At 68.4% G+C, this 21,700-nt stretch carries 17 protein-coding genes and 2 rRNA genes; 3 read left to right on the top strand and 16 right to left on the bottom strand.

What is annotated here, in order from left to right; translation table 11 throughout:
* Positions 1-21: 21 nt before the first annotated feature.
* From hemB to H4687_RS26555, 6 genes are all read right to left on the bottom strand, one after another.
* The gene (gene hemB / locus H4687_RS26580) at positions 22-1,014 is read right to left on the bottom strand and encodes a porphobilinogen synthase (RefSeq protein ID WP_046918192.1); all 993 of its coding nucleotides are present in this window, start codon (positions 1,012-1,014) and stop codon (positions 22-24) included.
* 120 nt (positions 1,015-1,134) lie between these two features.
* On the bottom strand, positions 1,135-2,886 hold the full coding sequence (locus tag H4687_RS26575; protein ID WP_046918191.1) for a bifunctional uroporphyrinogen-III C-methyltransferase/uroporphyrinogen-III synthase: 1,752 nt from the start codon (positions 2,884-2,886) through the stop codon (positions 1,135-1,137).
* Entirely contained in the window at positions 2,883-3,851 is a 969-nt protein-coding gene (hemC, locus tag H4687_RS26570) for a hydroxymethylbilane synthase (protein ID WP_046918190.1), read from the bottom strand. The genes H4687_RS26575 and hemC overlap by 4 nt, the downstream gene beginning before the upstream one ends.
* Complete coding sequence (locus H4687_RS26565) at positions 3,848-5,611, bottom strand: glutamyl-tRNA reductase (RefSeq protein WP_046918189.1); 1,764 nt, start codon at positions 5,609-5,611, stop codon at positions 3,848-3,850. Before H4687_RS26565 ends, hemC begins: the two co-directional genes overlap by 4 nt.
* Complete coding sequence (locus tag H4687_RS26560; RefSeq protein ID WP_046918188.1) at positions 5,608-6,363, bottom strand: redox-sensing transcriptional repressor Rex; 756 nt, start codon at positions 6,361-6,363, stop codon at positions 5,608-5,610. The genes H4687_RS26565 and H4687_RS26560 overlap by 4 nt, the downstream gene beginning before the upstream one ends.
* Before the next feature lie 317 nt (positions 6,364-6,680).
* On the bottom strand, positions 6,681-6,968 hold the full coding sequence (locus H4687_RS26555; protein WP_046918187.1) for a glutaredoxin family protein: 288 nt from the start codon (positions 6,966-6,968) through the stop codon (positions 6,681-6,683).
* Between the two features lie 197 nt (positions 6,969-7,165).
* On the opposite strand from H4687_RS26555, the gene H4687_RS26550 reads away from it, so the two are divergent.
* The 3 genes from H4687_RS26550 (at position 7,166) to H4687_RS26540 (ending at position 10,795) form a co-directional block, all read left to right on the top strand.
* A complete protein-coding gene (locus H4687_RS26550; RefSeq protein ID WP_078531388.1) occupies positions 7,166-8,101 on the top strand; it encodes an HAD family hydrolase in 936 nt (311 codons plus the stop codon).
* Positions 8,102-8,486: 385 nt separating this feature from the next.
* Entirely contained in the window at positions 8,487-9,263 is a 777-nt protein-coding gene (locus H4687_RS26545) for an ECF subfamily RNA polymerase sigma factor, BldN family (RefSeq protein ID WP_020113793.1), read from the top strand.
* A gap of 296 nt (positions 9,264-9,559) precedes the next feature.
* On the top strand, positions 9,560-10,795 hold the full coding sequence (locus tag H4687_RS26540; protein ID WP_046918186.1) for a DUF5667 domain-containing protein: 1,236 nt from the start codon (positions 9,560-9,562) through the stop codon (positions 10,793-10,795).
* Between the two features lie 92 nt (positions 10,796-10,887).
* Here the strand turns inward: H4687_RS26540 and H4687_RS26535 are convergent, their stop codons facing one another.
* The 10 genes from H4687_RS26535 to H4687_RS26490 form a co-directional block, all read right to left on the bottom strand.
* Positions 10,888-11,967 (bottom strand): lysophospholipid acyltransferase family protein, encoded by a 1,080-nt coding sequence (locus tag H4687_RS26535; protein WP_046918185.1) that lies wholly within the window; start codon positions 11,965-11,967, stop codon positions 10,888-10,890.
* Between the two features lie 14 nt (positions 11,968-11,981).
* On the bottom strand, positions 11,982-13,049 hold the full coding sequence (locus tag H4687_RS26530; protein WP_020113791.1) for an NAD-dependent epimerase/dehydratase family protein: 1,068 nt from the start codon (positions 13,047-13,049) through the stop codon (positions 11,982-11,984).
* Positions 13,050-13,353: 304 nt separating this feature from the next.
* Positions 13,354-13,452, bottom strand: coding sequence for a 30S ribosomal protein bS22 (locus H4687_RS26525; protein WP_003948845.1), 99 nt, complete (start codon positions 13,450-13,452; stop codon positions 13,354-13,356).
* 167 nt (positions 13,453-13,619) lie between these two features.
* Positions 13,620-13,832: a helix-turn-helix domain-containing protein gene (locus H4687_RS26520; RefSeq protein WP_004984898.1), complete on the bottom strand. Its 213-nt coding sequence runs from the start codon at positions 13,830-13,832 to the stop codon at positions 13,620-13,622.
* A 129-nt stretch (positions 13,833-13,961) separates the two neighbouring features.
* On the bottom strand, positions 13,962-14,777 hold the full coding sequence (locus tag H4687_RS26515) for a phosphatase (protein ID WP_046918193.1): 816 nt from the start codon (positions 14,775-14,777) through the stop codon (positions 13,962-13,964).
* A gap of 227 nt (positions 14,778-15,004) precedes the next feature.
* Positions 15,005-16,180, bottom strand: a complete 1,176-nt coding sequence (locus tag H4687_RS26510) for an acetoin utilization protein AcuC (RefSeq protein WP_046918879.1) — start codon at positions 16,178-16,180, stop codon at positions 15,005-15,007.
* Positions 16,131-17,348: an MFS transporter gene (locus H4687_RS26505; RefSeq protein WP_050398089.1), complete on the bottom strand. Its 1,218-nt coding sequence runs from the start codon at positions 17,346-17,348 to the stop codon at positions 16,131-16,133. Before H4687_RS26505 ends, H4687_RS26510 begins: the two co-directional genes overlap by 50 nt.
* Before the next feature lie 54 nt (positions 17,349-17,402).
* The gene (locus H4687_RS26500) at positions 17,403-18,047 is read right to left on the bottom strand and encodes an HAD family hydrolase (protein WP_046920319.1); all 645 of its coding nucleotides are present in this window, start codon (positions 18,045-18,047) and stop codon (positions 17,403-17,405) included.
* Positions 18,048-18,119: 72 nt separating this feature from the next.
* Positions 18,120-18,236: ribosomal RNA gene (rrf, locus tag H4687_RS26495) — 5S ribosomal RNA — on the bottom strand.
* A gap of 89 nt (positions 18,237-18,325) precedes the next feature.
* Positions 18,326-21,448: ribosomal RNA gene (locus H4687_RS26490) — 23S ribosomal RNA — on the bottom strand.
* Positions 21,449-21,700: the final 252 nt, after the last annotated feature.

Below are 21,700 nucleotides of genomic sequence, written 5' to 3'. Positions count from 1 at the left end.
GAACCGGGCCGTCGAGGCGCCTCAGCGCACCATACGAGCCGCCTCGACGGCCCAGTACGTGAGGATGTTCCGCGCACCGGCCCGTTTGATCCCCGTCAGCGTCTCCAGGATCGCCCGGTCCCGGTCGATCCACCCCTTCTCGGCGGCGGCCTCGACCATCGAGTACTCCCCGGAGATCTGGTAGGCGGCGACCGGCACGTCCACGGCGTCCGCGACCCGCGCGAGGATGTCCAGGTAGGGCCCGGCCGGCTTCACCATCACCATGTCGGCGCCCTCCTGAAGATCGAGGACCAGCTCCCGCAGCGACTCCCGGGTGTTCGCCGGATCCTGCTGGTAGGTCTTGCGGTCCCCCTGCAGCGAGGAGGCGACAGCCTCCCGGAAGGGCCCGTAGAAGGCGGAGGCGTACTTGGCGGTGTAGGCGAGGACGGCGACGTCCTCGCGCCCGATCTGGTCGAGCGCGTCCCGGACGACCCCGATCTGGCCGTCCATCATCCCGCTGGGCCCGACCACATGGGCGCCGGCGTCGGCCTGTACCTGGGCCATCTCCGCGTACCGCTCCAGGGTCGCGTCGTTGTCGACGCGACCCTGCGCGTCCAGCACCCCGCAGTGCCCGTGATCGGTGGTCTCGTCGAGACAGAGATCGGACATGACGAGCAACTCGTCCCCGACCTCGGCCCGCACGTCACGGATGGCGACCTGCAGGATCCCGTCGGGATCGGTCCCCGGCGTGCCGAGCGCGTCCTTCTTGTCGTCCTCCGGCACCCCGAACAGCATGATCCCGGAGACCCCGGCCTCGACGGCCTCCGCGGCGGCCTTCTTCAGACTGTCCCGCGTGTGCTGCACGACCCCCGGCATCGCGGTGATCGGCACCGGCGCGCTCACACCCTCCCGCACGAACGCGGGCAGGATGAAGTCCGCGGGATGCAGCCGCGTCTCGGCCACCATCCGCCGCATCACAGGCGTCGTACGAAGCCGGCGGGGCCGCGTACCGGGAAACGATCCGTACTTCGACATACACCTACGCTACGCCCGCCCCACCGCCCCCTTTGCCGACGGCCCGTCGGCGGATGCCGCCCGGCGAACACGACAAACCCCCCGAGCGCGCGGGCACTCAGGGGGTGAAGGGCCCAGCCCTTACGTCGTCGTCCTCCGGCGCCGCGCGCCCGGCCGCCGCTCGCTCGGCCGGGTCACGGGGTCCCCCGCCTCGACCGCCGCGGCCCGTCGGCGCAGACCGAAGTCCGCCAGCGCCTCCGCCAGCTTGTGCACGGACGGCTCGGGAGCCATCACGTCCACCCGCAGCCCGTGCTCCTCGGCCGTCTTGGCCGTGGCGGGCCCGATACAGGCGATCACCGTCACGTTGTGCGGCTTCCCGGCGATCCCCACCAGGTTCCGCACGGTGGAGGAGGACGTGAACAGCACGGCGTCGAAGCCGCCGCCCTTGATCGCCTCCCGCGTCTCGGCCGGCGGCGGCGAGGCCCGCACGGTCCGGTACGCGGTGACGTCGTCGACCTCCCAGCCCAGCTCGATCAGCCCGGCGACCAGCGTCTCCGTGGCGATGTCGGCCCGCGGCAGGAACACCCGGTCGATCGGGTCGAAGACCGGGTCGTACGGCGGCCAGTCCTCCAGCAGCCCGGCGGCGGACTGCTCGCCGCTCGGCACCAGATCGGGCTTCACGCCGAACGCGATCAGCGCCCTGGCGGTCTGCTCACCCACCGCCGCGACCTTGATCCCGGCGAAGGCACGCGCGTCGAGCCCGTACTCCTCGAACTTCTCCCGCACCGCCTTGACCGCGTTCACCGAGGTGAAGGCGATCCACTCGTAGCGCCCCGTCACGAGCCCCTTCACGGCCCGCTCCATCTGCTGCGGCGTCCGCGGCGGCTCGACCGCGATCGTCGGCACCTCGTGGGGCACGGCCCCGTACGAGCGCAGTTGGTCGGAGAGCGAGGCGGCCTGCTCCTTCGTCCGCGGCACGAGGACCCGCCATCCGAAGAGCGGCTTGTTCTCGAACCACGACAGCTGGTCGCGCTGGGCCGCCGAGGAACGCTCGCCGACCACCACTATCACCGGCCTGCCGCCCTCGGGGGAGGGCAGCACCTTGGCCTGCTTCAGCGTCTGCGCGATCGTGCCGAGGGTCGCGGTCCAGGTGCGCTGCCGGGTCGTCGTACCGGCGACCGTCACGGTCATCGGCGTATCGGGCTTGCGGCCCGCCGCGACCAGCTCACCGGCGGCCGCGGCCACGGTCTCCAGCGTCGCCGAGACGACCACGGTCCCGTCCGACGCCCCGACCTCCGCCCAGCACCGGTCGGAAGCCGTGCGCGCGTCGACGAACCGCACGTCCGCGCCCTGCGCGTCCCGCAGCGGCACACCGGCGTACGCGGGCACGCCCACGGCGGCGGCCACACCGGGCACCACCTCGAACGGCACGCCGGCGGCGGCGCACGCCAGCATCTCCTCGGTGGCGTACGTGTCGAGTCCGGGGTCCCCGGACACCGCACGCACCACCCGCCTGCCGCCCCGCGCGGCCTCCATGACAAGATGTGCCGCATCCCGCACAGCGGGTGCACCAACGGTTGTTGACGCGCCGTCAACAACCGTCAGCTGAGGCGTGCCTGTGCCCGAGAACGTATCCGCTGAAGTAGCCGCGGAAGTGGCACAGGACGCCGCAGTCAGAGCCGACGGCGGGCTCGAGTCGGTGTCCAGTAGGGCGACGCCGGCGCGGGCGTGCGTACGCACCACGTCGAGCACATCGTGCTCGGCGATGAGAACGTCCGCGTTCGCCAGGGCCTCGACGGCGCGCAGTGTCAGCAGTCCCGGATCCCCGGGTCCGGCACCGAGGAAGGTGACGTGACCGTGGTCCGGACCGGCGGGAAGGGTGGTGGGGCTCAATGTGCTCGCTCCCCCATCAGACCGGCCGCGCCCTTAGCGAGCATCTCGGCGGCGAGTTCACGGCCGAGCGCCATTGCTTGGTCGTACGTCTCGGGCACGGGACCGGTGGTGGACAGCTGCACCAGCGTCGAGCCGTCGGTCGTGCCGACGACGCCGCGCAGGCGCATCTCCTTGACAGTCTGCCCGTCGGCCAGAAGGTCGGCGAACGCACCCACAGGTGCGCTGCAACCGGCCTCCAGGGCGGCGAGCAGGGATCGCTCGGCGGTCACGGCGGCCCGGGTGTCCGGGTCGTCGAGTCCGGCGAGCGCGGCGATCAGCTCCGCATCGGCTGCGGCGCATTCGATCGCCAGTGCCCCCTGGCCGGGGGCGGGCAAAACAGTGTCGACCGGGAGGAAGTCGGTCGCTTCGTCGATCCGTCCGATCCGGGTCAGTCCGGCGGCGGCCAGGACGACGGCGTCCAGCTCGCCCTGCCGTACGTATCCGATCCGCGTGTCGACGTTCCCGCGGATGGGCACCGTCTCGATCGTGAGCCCGTGGCTGCGCGCGTACGCGTTCAGCTGGGCCATCCGGCGCGAGGAGCCGGTACCGACCCGGGCGCCCTCGGGCAGCCGCTCGAAGGTCAGTCCGTCCCGGGCCACCAGGACGTCCCGCGCGTCCGCGCGCACCGGCACGGCGGCCAGGGCCAGCTCGTCCGGGTACGTGGTCGGCAGGTCCTTGAGGGAGTGCACGGCGAAGTCGACCTCGCCGCGCAGCAGCGCCTCGCGCAGCGCGGTGACGAAGACGCCCGTGCCGCCGATCTGCGCCAGCTGCTCGCGGGAGACGTCGCCGTACGTCGTGATCTCCACGAGTTCGACGGGCCGCCCGGTCAGCCGGCGGACCGCGTCCGCCACCTGCCCGGACTGGGCCATGGCGAGGTTGCTTCGCCTGGTCCCGAGCCTCAGGGCCCTGTTGTGCGGCTCACTCATGATCGCCCTCGGTTCTCGGCGTTCGCTCCGACGAATCTGTCGTCGGCTCTGCGCTGGTCGCTGTCCTCGGCCCGGGACACGGCGGTGACCGTCTCCTGGTCCAGGTCGAACAGGGTCCGCAGCGCGTCCGCGTACCCGGCGCCGCCGGGTTCGGCCGCGAGCTGCTTGACCCGTACGGTCGGCGCGTGCAGCAGCTTGTCCACCACGCGCCGCACGGTCTGGGTGATCTCGCCCCGGTGCTTGTCGTCGAGGCCGGGCAGCCGGCCCTCCAGGCGGGCGATCTCGCTCGCGACGACATCGGCGGCCATGGCGCGCAGCGCCACGACGGTGGGTGTGATGTGCGCGGCCCGCTGAGCGGCGCCGAAGGCCGCCACCTCGTCCGAAACGATCCTCCGCACCAGGTCGACGTCGGCGGCCATCGGCGCGTCGGCGGAGACCTCGGCGAGCGACTCGATGTCGACCAGCCGTACGCCGGCCAGCCTGTGCGCGGCCGCGTCGATGTCGCGGGGCATCGCCAGGTCCAGCAGCGCAAGCACGGGCGCGGGCCGGGGCACCTCGACGACCGCCTCGGGGCGGCGCAGCTCGGTGATCCGTCCGGTGACGGCGACGGCCGCGACGAGCGCGGCGATCAGCTCGGCGTCGGCGGCGGGCGTACGCGGGGCCTCGCGCTCCGGCGTACGGCGGCTCGCGCGCCGGTCCACGGTCGCGTTGTCCACCCAGGCCGCGTGTTGTTCCAGGGTCGCCGCGTCCATCCCGGCTACCGCGGCCTCCCCGTGCACGGAGAAGCCGCCGCCCTGGACGGCGGGCAGGTCGAGCGGGCAGTCGTCGTCGCTGCCGAGGGAGGTCGGCGCCAGGGCCGGACGTATGCCGGTGCGGGTGTCCGGGCGGCTCTCCGGCCCGGCGGGAACGCCCTCGGGCACCCGGCCCTCGACGGCCGCCGCGACCATCTCGGCGGTGAGGACCAGGCCCGTGGCACCCGTACAGGAGACCGCGACGTCGGCACGTGTCAGCTCGGCCGGCACCGATTCCATCGGTACCGCGCGGGCCAGCACGTCCGTTTCGCCCTGTTCGGTGAGGATCTGCGCGAGCCGTTCGGCCCGGTCACGGGTCCGGTTGGCGATCACGATCTCGCCCACGCCGGCGCGCGCGAGGGTCGCGGCGGCCAGCGAGGACATGGAACCCGCGCCGATCACCACGGCCCGCTTGCCCCGGGCCCAGCTCGCGACGTCCGCACCCGCGGTGAACTGCTCCAGACCGAAGGTCACCAGCGACTGTCCGGCCCGGTCGATCCCGGTCTCGGAGTGCGCCCGCTTGCCGACCCTGAGGCTCTGCTGGAACAGGTCGTTCAGCAGCCGTCCGGCGGTGTGCAGCTCCTGGGCGCGGGCCAGCGCGTCCTTGATCTGCCCGAGGATCTGCCCCTCGCCGACGACCATCGAGTCGAGCCCGCAGGCCACGGAGAACAGATGGTGGACGGCGCGGTCCTCGTAGTGCACGTACAGATACGGCGTGATCTCGTCGAGCCCGACGCCGCTGTGCCGCGCGAGCAGCGTGGACAGCTCGGCGACGCCCGCGTGGAACTTGTCCACGTCCGCGTACAGCTCGATGCGGTTGCAGGTGGCGAGGAGCGCGGCCTCGGTGGCCGGCTCCGCGGCGACCGTGTCCTGAAGCAACTTGATCTGCGCGTCCAGGGACAGCGCCGCCCGCTCCAGCACGCTCACCGGAGCGCTGCGGTGGCTCAGTCCGACGACCAGGAGACTCATGCCGGCATCACGGCGGGGACATCCCCGTCGGGCCCTTTCCCGGACTCCCGGGGAACCTGCGCCACGGCGGCGGCCTCGGCCGCCGCCTCCTCGCCGGCCTTGCGCTGCTCGTGGAACGCGAGGATCTGCAGCTCGATGGAGAGGTCCACCTTGCGGACGTCGACGCCGTCCGGCACGGAGAGGACGGTGGGCGCGAAGTTGAGGATCGACGTGATCCCGGCGGCGACCAGCCGGTCGCACACCTGCTGGGCGGCGCCGGCGGGCGTGGCGATCACGCCGATCGACACGCCGTTGTCGTCGATGATCTTTTCCAGCTCGTCCGTGTGCTGCACCGCGATACCCGCGACCGGCTTCCCCGCCATCGCCGGATCGGCGTCTATCAACGCGGCCACCCGAAAGCCGCGGGAGGCGAACCCGCCGTAATTGGCCAGCGCGGCGCCGAGATTACCGATCCCGACGATCACGACCGGCCAGTCCTGGGTCAGCCCCAGCTCACGCGAGATCTGGTAGACGAGATACTCGACGTCGTACCCCACACCCCGCGTCCCATAGGAACCGAGGTACGAGAAGTCCTTGCGCAGCTTCGCGGAGTTGACCCCGGCGGCGGCCGCGAGTTCCTCGGATGAAACGGTGGGTACCGAACGCTCGGAGAGTGCGGTCAGGGCACGGAGGTACAGCGGAAGTCTGGCGACGGTGGCCTCGGGAATCCCTCGGCTACGGGTCGCCGGTCGGTGAGTTCGGCCAGTTGCCACGGTGCTCCTGCGGGTAGAGCGGGGCTGCGGGCGGTCATGCGTCCCCAGACCGCCCCGTCGACAGCAGGCTATGTCTTTGTGAACGCGTGCACAAAGATGGTGTCCGATTTGCCCGGCCAACGTGACCGGGGTCACGCACACGCGGCGCACGCGTGGGGAACCGGCGCACACGCACCGTCGTTCCTCACCGAATGCCTTGCACGACAGGGGCAAAACCGCACACTCTCCTCACGAATCCCGCCCCCGAGACCAACCAGCCCATCGATCCTAAGCGACTAATGGGACCACTTGGACTGGTCGGTCAGGTCACATCATCGTCACCTTGATGCGAGGGCTTTGCGAAGGCGCTCCTCGTTCACCCGCCAGAAGGTGTGCTGAGCGCCGTCCACGAGCACGACCGGAATCTGCTCCCAGTACTGCCGGTGCAGTTCCGCATCCTCGGTGATGTCCTTCTTCTCCCAGGGAACGCCCAGCTCTCCGCAGACCTTCCCGACCACCGCCTCCGCGTCGTCGCACAGATGACAGCCGGGTTTTCCGATCAGTGTGACGAGACGCTCACCGGAATTCTTAGGCGTCCGCCGGAACATGGCACTCATGTCGGCCATTGTCGCTCCCCACCCGATGTCCACACCTCCTCCTCACCACACAGCGCACGACCTGCTCTTTTCCCCACCGGTCACGCCCCGTTCCATACCGGGACACGCCGTCCGCGTCCCTTCTTCGACGACACGGTCGCGGAGAGTTCACATCCCGCAAACCTCGGGACTCCGGAACCACCGAACAGACTGGCTATGCTCACGACATGGCCGCTCTCGGATGGCTCACTCCCCGTAGGCGCTCCGCCACGGCGCGGAGCGTTTTGGCAGGCGAGGCCTCTGCGGAGGCAGCGCGCAAGTCCTCCCAGGAGTTGGAGGACATCTCCCCCGCACCCGACGCCGTCCAGGAACCGGTGTTCCCGGTCCTCGGCGACGACAGGGCCGCCGCGTTCTTCGACCTCGACAACACCGTCATGCAGGGCGCCTCGCTCTTCCACTTCGGCCGCGGCCTGTACAAGCGGAAGTTCTTCGAGACCCGCGACCTCGCCCGATTCGCGTGGCAGCAGGCGTGGTTCCGGCTGGCGGGATCCGAGGACCCCGAGCACATGCAGGACGCCCAGAACTCCGCGCTCTCCATCGTCCAGGGCCACCGCGTCGCCGAACTGACGATCATCGGCGAGGAGATCTACGACGAGTACATGGCCGAGCGCATCTGGCCGGGCACCCGCGCCCTGGCCCAGGCGCACCTCGACGCCGGCCAGAAGGTCTGGCTCGTCACGGCCGCGCCGGTGGAGATCGCCCAGGTGATCGCCCGCCGCCTAGGCCTGACCGGCGCCCTGGGCACGGTCGCCGAGTCCGTCGACGGCGTGTACACCGGCAAGCTGGTCGGAGAGCCGCTGCACGGTCCCGCCAAGGCCGAGGCCGTACGCGCCCTGGCCACCGCGGAGAGCCTCGACCTCTCGCGCTGCGCCGCGTACAGCGACTCCCACAACGACATCCCGATGCTGTCGCTCGTGGGTCACCCGTACGCCATCAACCCCGACAGCAAACTCCGCAGGCACGCCCGGGACATGGACTGGCGGCTGCGGGACTACCGCACCGCCCGCAAGGCCGCCAAGGTCGGCCTCCCCGCGGCGGCGGGCGTGGGCGCGGTGGCCGGCGGCACGGTGGCCGCGATCGCCCTGCACCGCCGTCGCCGCTGAACTGAACTGTCTGTCGTTCTTCGAACGCCGGAGGGGCTGGGAGACCAGCCCCTCCGGCGTTCGTGCGTCGGGCCCGCGGCCAGCGCATTCCAGCGGTCCTACCCCCACTCCACCCCCCTCAGTCACGCCGTCCGCACCCGACCACAACACGCCCCACACCCAGACGGAACACGAACCCAATCGATCAACAACCGATCACGGACCTGCACTTGAGCAGCCGTCAATCAGTAACAGAAGCGACGTAATCGATGATTTGAGCAACTGGGTGTAGCAGTGCCTGCACGAAGCGTTATTCTCCTCAAACGCAAACCGGTACCCCTCCGTCGCTACGACGGGTGAAAGGTTCCGCACTGCACGTGATGGAAGCTCTGCCTCTGGGAGTCCCGTGTACCCACACGTCGGGGTTGACGCCTCGGGCCTGGCTACGCTGCGCGCGACGGTCAACCAACTGTTGCGCGGCTTCGTCCCCACCGCGTACGCCGTCCCCGCCCTCGCCACCTCCGCCGCGCCCGTCGGCCCGTGCTACGCACTGGCCGACGGCAGCGCGGCGGTAGGCAGACGAGGCCGTTCGGGATCCACCGCCACGACCACCCGCCGTCCCGCCGCGGACAGCGACAGCGCCCGCATGATGGACCTCGTCGAACGCGCCCAGTCCGGCGAGGCCGACGCCTTCGGTCGCCTGTACGACCAGTACAGCGACACGGTCTACCGCTACATCTACTACCGCGTCGGCGGCAAGGCGACCGCCGAGGACCTCACCAGCGAGACGTTCCTGCGCGCCCTGCGGCGCATCGGCACGTTCACCTGGCAGGGCCGCGACTTCGGCGCCTGGCTGGTGACGATCGCCCGCAACCTGGTGGCCGACCACTTCAAGTCCAGCCGTTTCCGGCTGGAGGTCACCACCGGCGAGATGCTCGACGCCAACGAGGTCGAGCGCTCCCCCGAGGACTCCGTCCTGGAGTCCCTCTCCAACGCGGCCCTCCTCGAAGCCGTACGCCGCCTCAACCCCCAGCAGCAGGAGTGCGTCACGCTCCGCTTCCTGCAGGGCCTCTCCGTCGCCGAGACCGCCCGGGTCATGGGCAAGAACGAGGGCGCGATCAAGACCCTCCAGTACCGCGCGGTCCGCACCCTCGCCCGCCTCCTCCCGGACGACGCCCGCTGACCCCGCCGACCCCGCCGACCGGGACGGCCACCCGCTGAGCGACACCCGCGCCCGGCGCGCCGATTCGCGCACGCTCCGCGATCCTCAACTCACCCGCTGTCAAAGTCCGTTGACTTCCCCGCCCGATCATCCGCCGTCCGTAACCCAAGTGCCACGCCGCTCGTTGTGCGGGATACAGGCTCCCTGTGGTCGCGCCTGGCCGACACCGATCACTCGATCGTGTGCACCGGCCAGGGACGTGCAACCCTCAGGACCCCCTGGGGAGTCGACCGTCATGACGAGAGGAGGTGCCGCCAGTGATCGCGAACGTATCGGCGCACCGGCGGGCGAACGCCTTCGCCCAGGCCCTGGAGGAGCTGTCCGACCGGGGCACGGCGGCCGAGCGGCCCGAGGGATCGGCACCGGCCCCGGCAGCGCGCCAGACCGAGCAGGACCACATGCTGGCCCTCACCACCGGTCTCGACGAGCTGCCCAAGCCAGTGCTCGACCCCGAGGTCAAGGTCGTCCATCGCGCGCAGTTGGTGGCCGCGATGGAAGCCATGCTGCGGGACGGCACGCTGCCGGGGCGCGAGGCGTCGGACCCTTCGGTGCCCGAACAGCGATCGGGCAAGGCGCGGGGCGCGCACCGGGCAAGTCCGCTGGGCAAGCTGCGACCACGGTCCCGCCTGACGAAGGGGCTCGCCGCCGGCGGGCTCAGCGTCGGCGTGGCCGCGAGCGCCTTCGGCGGCGTGGCAGCCGCCAGCTCGGACGCCCTGCCCGGTGACTCGCTCTACGGCCTCAAGCGCGGCATCGAGGACGTGAAGCTCACCCTGGCCGACGACACCGACGACCGGGGCCGGCTCTACCTGGACCAGGCGTCGACCCGTCTCGGCGAGGCCCGCCGCCTCATGGAGCGGGGCCGGGGCGGACAGCTCGACCACGAGTCCCTCGGCGAGATCCGCCGCGCCCTCACCGGGATGCGGCACGACGCCTCCGAGGGTCACCGGTTGCTCCACGAGGCCTACGAGCGAGATCCGGAGTCCCTGGGCCCCATCCGAGCCCTCTCGGCGTTCTCCCGGTCCCACCGCGAGGCCTGGGGCGCCCTGCGCGACCGGCTGCCCGTGCAGCTCGGAGACGTGAGCCGGCAGGTCTCGTCGGTCTTCGACGCCATAGACGACGAGGTCGCCCCGCACTCGTCGCTCCTGCCCCCGCCCCCCACCCCGGGCGGCGACGGCCGGCAGCGCTCCACGGGCTCCGGCACACCCGACACCACCGACCCCGGCCACCCGGCCCCGAGCGCCACCGGCGGTTCCGTCGGCGGCGACAGCGAGGACACCACCGGCAAACCGAAGCCGTCCACCTCGGACGGCGGCGGCGAAGGACTCGTCGGCGGCACCACCGGCGGCCTCCTCGACCCGCCCCAGCAGGACACCGCCAGCACCTCCCCGTCCACCGGCAGGTCCACCGAGGCCGAACAGCCCGACGTCACCCTCCCGCCCCTCCTCCCGGGCCTCCTCCCGGGCCTGGGCATCGACGGCCAGAACAGCGACTGACCCCGTACGACGGTGGGGCGCCCTTCCCGAAGAAGGGCGCCCCACCGTCGTGTCCACCGCCGTGTCCAGCCGCCGCGACAGTCAGGCGACGGCTAGAAGAACACCGACCGTCGCTGCACCAGCAGCTTGTACAGGGTGTGCTGGATCTGCTCCCGCACCTGGTCCGTCAGGTTGAACATCAGCATCGGGTCCTCGGCCGCCTCCGGCGGATACCCGTCCGTCGGGATCGGCTCGCCGAACTGGATCGTCCACTTCGTCGGCAGCGGCACCGCGCCCAGCGGACCGAGCAACGGGAACGTCGGCGTGATCGGGAAGTACGGGAAGCCCAGCAGCCGGGCGATCGTCTTCGAGTTCCCGATCATCGGGTAGATCTCCTCCGCGCCCACGATCGAGCACGGGATGATCGGCGTACCGGCACGCAGGGCGGTGGAGACGAAGCCGCCGCGGCCGAAGCGCTGCAGCTTGTAGCGGTCACCGAAGGGCTTGCCGAGGCCCTTGAAGCCCTCCGGCATGACCCCGACCAGCTCGCCCTGCTGCAGCAGCCGTGAGGCGTCCTCCGCGCACGCGAGGGTGTGGCCGAGCTTGCGGGCCAGCTCGTTGACCACCGGCAGCATGAAGACCAGGTCCGCCGCGAGCAGCCGCAGATGCCGCCCGGTGGGGTGGTTGTCGTGCACGGCGACCTGCATCATCAGGCCGTCCAGCGGCAGCGTCCCCGAGTGGTTGGAGACGATCAGGGCGCCGCCGTCCGTCGGGATGTTCTCGATGCCCTTCACCTCGACCCGGAAGTACTTCTCGTACACCGGCCGCAGCAGGGACATCAGCACCTGGTCGGTGAGTTCGGCGTCGTAGCCGAAGTCGTCGACCTCGTAGTCACCGGTGAGCCGCTTGCGCAGGAACGCGAGACCGCCCGCGATCCGGCGCTCCAGGCCGCTGCCGTCCTGTGCCTCGGCGGCCTCTTGAGGCGGCTCCGGCTTCTCCCGTGTCACAGGAACATCATCGGTGCTGGTCGGCCGTCCGGGGAGGGCCTGGACCTCGCCGGATTCACGAACATCCCGGACGACCGCGTTGTCGCCCTTGCGCCGGCTCCCCGTACTCCGCCGGCGCGGCGGGCGCTGCACGGCGCCCCCACGCGTCCGGTCGTCGTCGAACGGAATGACCTTGGCATCCGCCATCGTTGATGCGCTCCTCAGTTGGCGCTCTGCGTCGGGGGGTGGCCGCCGACCGGCGTGGGCACGGGCAGGGCGGCGATCCGGTCGATGGCCCCAGCGAGGGCCTCCGGGGGCAGGAGGCCGGGGCCCCTGCTGCGGGCGAAGTCGGCGAAGGTCTCCGCGGTCGTGTATCTGGCCCGGTAGCCGAGCGTCTCGCGCATCTGGTTCGTCGACACGACCCGCCCGTGGGTCAGCAGCCGCAGCTGCTCCGGCGAGAAGTCGGTGAAGCCCAGCGTGCGGACCATCGAACCGACCCAGCTGACCGCCGGCATCAGCAGCGGCACCGTCGGCCGGCCGAGGCGCCGCGCGCACTGCGAGAGCAGCAGGACGCCGTCACCCGCGATGTTGAACGTGCCGCTGTTGAGCGTGCCCCGCGCCGGCTCGTGCGAGGCGATCCGCAGCACCTCGATGACGTCGTCCTCGTGCACGAACTGCAGCCGCGGGTCGTAGCCCAGCACGGTCGGCAGCACCGGGAGCGAGAAGTACGAGGCGAGCGGGGAATCCGCGCTCGGCCCGAGGATGTTCGCGAACCGCAGCACGCACACGGCCACGTCGGGCCGCCGCCGGGCGAACCCGCGTACGTACCCCTCGACCTCGACGGTGTCCTTGGCGAAGCCGCCGCTGGGCAGCGACTTGGGCGGCATCGTCTCGGTGAACACGGCCGGGTCGCGCGGCGCGGACCCGTACACGTTCGTACTGGACTTCACGACCAGCCGCTTGACCAGCGGGGACTTCTGGCAGGCACCGAGCAGCTGCATGGTGCCGATGACGTTGGTCTCCTTGAGCGTGGCCCGGCCGCCACTGCCCAGCGGGGTGCCCGTGACGTCCATGTGCACCACGGTGTCCACGTTGTGCTCGGCCAGCAGACGGGCTATGGCCGGCTGCCTGATGTCGGCCTGCACGAAGTCCGCGCCGCCCAGATGATGTCCCGGCGGCACCGCGTCGACCGCGATGACCCGGTCGACCTGCGGGTCACGCTGGATCCGCCGCACGAAACGGCCCCCCAGCTGACGGGCCACCCCGGTGACGAGCACGACCTTTCCCAAGATCAGCGCCTTCCTTCCAGACGTCCGCTCACACAGGCGTAACTCTGCTCGTACTCTGCCGCGTTCCCCGTGTGCGGCCACGTTAGCGGTTCGATGTTGCGGTGTGGTGACCGCGACCCCGTCAATGACCGGCAAAAACAAGGGACGGCGAAAACTGGGCGGCGAAAACACCGTGGCCCCCCACCGCATTCGGTGGAGGGCCACAGCAACGCGCTCTCAACAGCACTCGCGCAAGAAAGCAAGGCGTGCGGCCCCCTTACGCGAGGGGGGCCGGCCAGGACCCCGTTACCGGGGCCGGACCGCCTTACTTCTTGTTGCGACGCTGAACGCGGGTGCGCTTGAGCAGCTTGCGGTGCTTCTTCTTAGCCATCCGCTTGCGCCGCTTCTTGATAACAGAGCCCACGACTACCCTCGCTCACTTCTCATCACTCGGCGTTTGGGCGCCATGGGCCCATACGACCTACGAGGGGCCAGCCTACCGGTCCGAGCGCTGAGGTCGTAATCGAGGGGGAGCGGGGGGATCCCGGAGGTACCGCAGGTCCTCCGGAAGCCCCTCTGCCCCGATGGCCGTCAGGCCGTCTCCACCCCCACATAACTCTCGCGGAGGTACTCATGTACCGCTTGCTCCGGCACCCGGAAGGACCTGCCCACCCGGATCGCCGGCAGATGACCGCTGTGCACCAAGCGGTACACGGTCATCTTCGACACTCGCATCACCGAGGCGACTTCCGCCACGGTCAGGAACTGAACCTCGTTCAGAGGCCTCTCGCCAGCTGCAGCCATGACACACCTGAACCTTCCGCACTCGACGGTCACCGGCTTCCCCTTCCGGTGACTCTTCGTCGTTGCGTGCTCACTCCCCAATGTAGGGGCGGGTGATGCGAGTGGGGAAGAGGGGATGCCATCGGCGGCCTACTGTGACAGACACGCCCGATTGAGTACGTAGCGGGTCAGTGGTCGGTAGTAAGCGGACCGCACACCGTCATCAAGTGGAACGGCGACGGACACCCGCCCCTCCCTCTCGCCCACGAAGAGAGCCGGATCGTCCGTGTCGGCGAGCCCGATCGCCTCGAACCCCAGCTGACCTGCCCCGCAGACCCATCCGTGGTCTCCCACGACGAGCTCCGGGAGCGGCCCGCCGGCCTCCGCCGCGGCCGCCAGAACCGTCCGAACCGGGAGCGGTGAGTGGGTGTGCACGCCGGTCGCACAACCGGAGCGCAGGGCGGGCGCCTCACGGACGACGGCGACGCCTCGTACGTAGTCGAGATGGTGCGTGCGTAGACCGAACCGGGTCGTTATGTCGACACGTCTACCCGTCGCTGGGGTGAGAACCTCACATCCTGCCGCCGACATGGCGTCTGCCAACGCGCCGTAGAAACCGATCAGCCGATGCGGGTGCCCGGTCCCGAAGAGGACCGTCCCACCACGGCGAGCGACCGCCGCGACGCGTTCCGCGAAGCGGTCCAGCGCACCCATCGTGCGCTCGGGGTCAATGACATCCTGCCCTGAGGTGCACCCCGGATCGGCCGAAACACCACACTTCTCCGCCATCAGATCGAGCACATCCCGCTGCCGCCAGGACAGTTCGGGATCAAGTCCGATCAGAAACCGAGGGTCCCGGGCCGCGAACAACCGATAACTCCGCAGACTCGCCTCCCGGGCGGTGGCGACCCGCCCCGCGAGCCCGCAGGCCACCAGATGCTCCCGCAACGCCGCGCCACTCACCACGCCCCGATGCTGACGCACCGCCCGCCCCGCCACCCCGAAAACCCCCGCCCCACCACACAGTTGGCGTAACCCCTCCCAGGGGCGCGGGGAACTACGCGTCCCAGGGGCGCGGGGACTGCGCGAACGGGGTCCGGGGCGGAGCCCCGAAGTCTTTGACGGGGGGCGACGGGGGCGCGCAGCCCCCTGGAGAAGGGGACGGGTAGGGGCGGCGGGGGCGAAGAGAATTCCTAAGGCAACAACCCCCGCAACGGAAACACAGCCTTCCGCGCGGCCAGCACCGCCTGATCCAACCGATCGGCGGGGTCGTACCCGGCCTCCCACCCGGCCCACTTCACCGGCCACCGCCCGTCGGTCATCCGCGCCGGCGCCAGCTGCCGCGTCCGGGCGAACACCTGCTGCCGCCACTCCTCGGGGATCACACTCTCCGGCGCGATCTCCCGCCCCGCCGCGATCGCCACCAGATGCGTCCACGACCGCGGCACCACCTCCACCACCGCGTACCCGCCCCCGCCGAGCGCGACCCACCGCCCGTCGGCGTGCTCATGGGCCAGCTCGTGCAACGCCACCTGCACCGCCCGCTGCGCGTCCAGCGACACCGCCAGGTGCGCCAGCGGGTCCTCGAAGTGCGTGTCGGCCCCGTGCTGGGTCACCAGCACCTGGGGCCGGAAGTCCGCGATCAGCTCCGGTACCACCGCGTGGAACGCCCGCACCCACCCGGCGTCCCCGGTCCCCGCCGGCAGCGCCACGTTCACGGCCGACCCCTCCGCGCTCGGCGAGGCCCCCGTCTCCTCCGGCCACCCGGTCTGCGGGAACAGGGTCCGGGGATGTTCGTGCAGCGAGATGGTCAGCACCCGCGGGTCCTCCCAGAACGCCGCCTGCACCCCGTCCCCGTGGTGCACGTCGACATCCACGTACGCGACCCGCTCCGCTCCCAGCTCCAGCAGCCGGGCGATGGCGATCGACGCGTCGTTGTAGATACAGAACCCCGACGCGCCACCGGGCATCGCGTGGTGCAGCCCGCCCGCGAAGTTCACCGCGTGCAGCGCGTCCCCGCGCCACACGGCCTCCGCCGCCCCGACCGACTGCCCCGCGATCAGCGCGGACACCTCGTGCATCCCGGCGAAGGCCGGATCGTCCACGGTCCCGAGCCCGTACGCCCCGTCCGCGCCCCGGGGATCGGCCGACGCGGCCCTGACCGCCGCCACATAGTCCTCGCGATGCACGAGCCGCAGGGTCGACTCCCCCGCCGGCTTCGCCGAGACGACGTCCATCTCCCGGTCGAGCCCGAAGGCGCTCACCAGGCTCCGGGTCAGCGCCAGCCGGACCGGATCCATCGGATGGTCCGGACCGAAGTCATAGCCCGTTACTGCCTCGTCCCACATCAGCTGTGCGCGGCCGCTCATGCCCGCCACCGTATCGGTCCGGTTCGGTCTCGAACGACCGGGCGTACACCAACGTCACCAGCACCAGAACCATCGGTACGAGCATCGCCCCGCGATAGCTCCAGAGGTCGCCCAGGGCCCCCACCAACGGAGAACCGATCAGGAAACCGACATAGTTGAAGATGTTCAGCCGCGCGACGGCCGCGTCCGAAGCTCCGGGGAACAGGCGCCCGGCCGCCGCGAACGTCTGCGGCACCAGCACACACAGCCCGAGCCCCAGCAGTGTGAACCCGAGCATCCCCACCCAGGCCCCCGGCGCCCCCGCCACCACGGCGAATCCGGCCGCCGCCACCACCGCACCGGCCCGCACGACGGCCACGGCCCCGAACCTCCGCACCCCGAGGTCCCCGATGGACCGCCCGATCAGCGTGGTGACCATATAGACGTTGTACGGAACGGTCGACAGCTGGTCGGAACTCCCGAGCACGTCCTGCAGATACTTCGCACTCCAGTTGGAGACGGTCGAGTCCCCGATGTACGCGAAGCACATCACCAGACAGAGCGGCAGCAGCAGCTTGAAGGCGACGTTCCCACCCTCCGCGGCGGCTGTCGGGACCTTGTCCTCCGGGCCACCCCCGTCGACGTACCACCGGCTCGCCGCCAGGGCGGCCGGCAGCAGCGCGATCACCACCGGCAGGTACAGGGGCAGCAGCGCCACATCCCAGTGCGCCCCCACCCAGGCCAGCGAGGCCCCGGCTATCCCACCCAGGCTGTACACGGCGTGGAAGCCGAGCATGATGCTCCGCCCGTACGACCGCTGCAGGCTCACCCCGAGCATGTTCATGGACGCGTCCAGCGCACCGACCGCCAGCCCGAAGGCCGCGAGCGACGCACCCAGGACGACCATCCGGTCGCCCGCCCCCACGCCGAGCAGCGCCAGGAGCACGACGGGCTGGGACCACCGGAGCACCCGGCTCGGCGGAATCCTCTTCACGAGATGTTCGGTGCAGACACTGCCGACTCCGGCGAGGACCGGCACGGCGGCGAGGAAGGCGGGCAACAGCGCGTCGGAGACCCCGTACCGGTCCTGGATGGCCGGAATCCGCGTCACGAGCAGCGCGAAGGCGACACCCTGGGCGAAGAAGCTGAACGCCAACGCGGCCCGACCGCGCCGCAGCACATCTGTCATGGCGGCACAGTAGGGGGCACGGCCTACTCATGGGTAGAGGAAGTTGAATACTGCTCAACTAAGCAGGTCGAGCAGCTCTCCCATGTCCGAAAAGTACCCCCTGGCTCCGGCCAGCTTCCCAGCGGGCGTCATCGCCGTATACCCGTACACATCCATCCCGGCCGCGAGCCCCGCCCGCACCCCGAGAGGGCTGTCCTCGACGACGGCACACCGCTCCGGGGCGACACCCATCCGCTCGGCCGCGTGCAGGAAGAGGTCCGGAGCCGGCTTGCCCCGCCCCACATCCTGCGAACTGAACACGAGCCCCTCCTCGAACCACCGGTCGAGCCCGGTCGTGCGATGCCCCACCCGGATCCGCTCATGGCTTCCGGACGACGCCACGCAGTACGGCACCCCGTCCGCGACCAGCTTCTCCAACACCGCGACCACACCCGGCACCGGCTCCAACTCCCGCTCGAACCCGGCGAACACCCGCTGGTGGAAGACGTCGTCGAAGTCCCCCGGCAGGCTCTGCCCGGTCCGCTCCAGCACCACGTCGTGAACCCGGTGCATGGCCGACCCCATGTAGTCGCGGATGGAGTCCTCGTACGAGGTCGGGTGACCCAGTTCGGTGAGGTACTCGGCGAGGAGCCGGTTGGAGATGGGCTCGCTGTCGACGAGAACGCCGTCATTGTCGAAGATCACGAGGTCGTAGCGCATGCTCCGACCCTAAACGACGCCCAAACGCAGAAAACCCCCGCCGGTTTCCCGGCGGGGGTTTTCGCAATATTTGTTCGGCGGCGTCCTACTCTCCCACAGGGTCCCCCCTGCAGTACCATCGGCGCTGTAAGGCTTAGCTTCCGGGTTCGGAATGTAACCGGGCGTTTCCCTCACGCTATGACCACCGAAACACTATGAAACACTCAACCGCACCACACCGTGACCATGGCATGGGGTTGTTCGTGGTTTCAGAACCAACACAGTGGACGCGAGCAACTGAGGACAAGCCCTCGGCCTATTAGTACCAGTCAACTCCACCCGTTACCAGGCTTCCATATCTGGCCTATCAACCCAGTCGTCTACTGGGAGCCTTACCCCATCAAGTGGGTGGGAATACTCATCTCGAAGCAGGCTTCCCGCTTAGATGCTTTCAGCGGTTATCCCTCCCGAACGTAGCCAACCAGCCATGCCCTTGGCAGAACAACTGGCACACCAGAGGTTCGTCCGTCCCGGTCCTCTCGTACTAGGGACAGCCCTTCTCAATATTCCTGCGCGCGCAGCGGATAGGGACCGAACTGTCTCACGACGTTCTAAACCCAGCTCGCGTACCGCTTTAATGGGCGAACAGCCCAACCCTTGGGACCGACTCCAGCCCCAGGATGCGACGAGCCGACATCGAGGTGCCAAACCATCCCGTCGATATGGACTCTTGGGGAAGATCAGCCTGTTATCCCCGGGGTACCTTTTATCCGTTGAGCGACGGCGCTTCCACAAGCCACCGCCGGATCACTAGTCCCGACTTTCGTCCCTGCTCGACCCGTCGGTCTCACAGTCAAGCTCCCTTGTGCACTTACACTCACCACCTGATTGCCAACCAGGCTGAGGGAACCTTTGGGCGCCTCCGTTACTCTTTAGGAGGCAACCGCCCCAGTTAAACTACCCATCAGACACTGTCCCTGATCCGGATCACGGACCCAGGTTAGACATCCAGCACGACCAGACTGGTATTTCAACGACGACTCCACCCGAACTGGCGTCCGAGCTTCACAGTCTCCCAGCTATCCTACACAAGCCGAACCGAACACCAATATCAAACTGTAGTAAAGGTCCCGGGGTCTTTCCGTCCTGCTGCGCGAAACGAGCATCTTTACTCGTAGTGCAATTTCACCGGGCCTATGGTTGAGACAGTCGAGAAGTCGTTACGCCATTCGTGCAGGTCGGAACTTACCCGACAAGGAATTTCGCTACCTTAGGATGGTTATAGTTACCACCGCCGTTTACTGGCGCTTAAGTTCTCAGCTTCGCCACACCGAAATGTGACTAACCGGTCCCCTTAACGTTCCAGCACCGGGCAGGCGTCAGTCCGTATACATCGCCTTACGGCTTCGCACGGACCTGTGTTTTTAGTAAACAGTCGCTTCTCGCTGGTCTCTGCGGCCACCCCCAGCTCAAGCAGCAAGTGCTATCACCGGTGATGGCCCCCCTTCTCCCGAAGTTACGGGGGCATTTTGCCGAGTTCCTTAACCATAGTTCACCCGAACGCCTCGGTATTCTCTACCTGACCACCTGAGTCGGTTTAGGGTACGGGCCGCCATGAAACTCGCTAGAGGCTTTTCTCGACAGCATAGGATCATCCACTTCACCACAATCGGCTCGGCATCAGGTCTCAGCCACAAGTGCGACGGATTTACCTATCGCACGGCCTACACCCTTACCCCGGGACAACCACCGCCCGGGATGGACTACCTTCCTGCGTCACCCCATCACTCACCTACTACAAGTCTGGTCCGTCGGCTCCACCACTTTCCTTTCCCCGAAGGGTCCGGAACGGCTTCACGGACTTAGCATCGCCTGGTTCAGTGTTTGACGCTTCACAGCGGGTACCGGAATATCAACCGGTTATCCATCGACTACGCCTGTCGGCCTCGCCTTAGGTCCCGACTTACCCTGGGCAGATCAGCTTGACCCAGGAACCCTTGGTCAATCGGCGCAAACGTTTCTCACGTTTGTATCGCTACTCATGCCTGCATTCTCACTCGTGAACCGTCCACAACTCGCTTCCGCGGCTGCTTCACCCGGCACACGACGCTCCCCTACCCATCCCAGCAGGCGTTGGCCCTCAATGCTGGAATGACACGACTTCGGCGGTACGCTTGAGCCCCGCTACATTGTCGGCGCGGAATCACTAGACCAGTGAGCTATTACGCACTCTTTCAAGGGTGGCTGCTTCTAAGCCAACCTCCTGGTTGTCTCTGCGACTCCACATCCTTTCCCACTTAGCGTACGCTTAGGGGCCTTAGTCGATGCTCTGGGCTGTTTCCCTCTCGACCATGGAGCTTATCCCCCACAGTCTCACTGCCGTGCTCTCACTTACCGGCATTCGGAGTTTGGCTAAGGTCAGTAACCCGGTAGGGCCCATCGCCTATCCAGTGCTCTACCTCCGGCAAGAAACACACGACGCTGCACCTAAATGCATTTCGGGGAGAACCAGCTATCACGGAGTTTGATTGGCCTTTCACCCCTAACCACAGGTCATCCCCCAGGTTTTCAACCCTGGTGGGTTCGGTCCTCCACGAAGTCTTACCTCCGCTTCAACCTGCCCATGGCTAGATCACTCCGCTTCGGGTCTTGAGCGTGCTACTGAAACGCCCTGTTCGGACTCGCTTTCGCTACGGCTACCCCACTCGGGTTAACCTCGCAACACACCGCAAACTCGCAGGCTCATTCTTCAAAAGGCACGCAGTCACGACGCACCAAGTAAACTTGATGCGCGACGCTCCCACGGCTTGTAGGCACACGGTTTCAGGTACTATTTCACTCCGCTCCCGCGGTACTTTTCACCATTCCCTCACGGTACTATCCGCTATCGGTCACCAGGGAATATTTAGGCTTAGCGGGTGGTCCCGCCAGATTCACACGGGATTTCTCGGGCCCCGTGCTACTTGGGTGTCTCTCAAACGAGCCGTCAATGTTTCAGCTACGGGGGTCTTACCCTCTACGCCGGACCTTTCGCATGTCCTTCGCCTACATCAACGGTTTCTGACTCGTCCTGTCGCCGGCAGACGACAGAAGAGAGATCCCACAACCCCGTATACGCAACCCCTGCCGGGTCTCACACGCATACGGTTTGGCCTCATCCGGTTTCGCTCGCCACTACTCCCGGAATCACGGTTGTTTTCTCTTCCTGCGGGTACTGAGATGTTTCACTTCCCCGCGTTCCCTCCACTTGCCCTATGTGTTCAGGCAAGGGTGACAGCCCATGACGACTGCCGGGTTTCCCCATTCGGAAACCCCCGGATCAAAGCCTGGTTGACGACTCCCCGGGGACTATCGTGGCCTCCCACGTCCTTCATCGGTTCCTGGTGCCAAGGCATCCACCGTGCGCCCTTAAAAACTTGGCCACAGATGCTCGCGTCCACTGTGCAGTTCTCAAACAACGACCAACCACCCATCACCCCCGGTAACCACCGGAGTTCACTGGGGCCGGCACTGAAGGCAGCCATACGGCCATACCCTCAGACACCCAACAGCGTGCCCGGCATCCCTCACCACTCCGATCAGCTTTCCACGCCCCCGAAAGGACAGTACTCACAGCCTGAGATGACTCAAGACGCCGAATAATCAACGTTCCACCCATGAGCTAACCAGCATCA

Origin of the sequence: Streptomyces stelliscabiei (assembly GCF_014873495.1) — a bacterium.
In the GTDB taxonomy this organism is placed as follows: domain Bacteria; phylum Actinomycetota; class Actinomycetes; order Streptomycetales; family Streptomycetaceae; genus Streptomyces; species Streptomyces bottropensis.
This window is presented reverse-complemented; position numbering and strand designations above follow the sequence as displayed.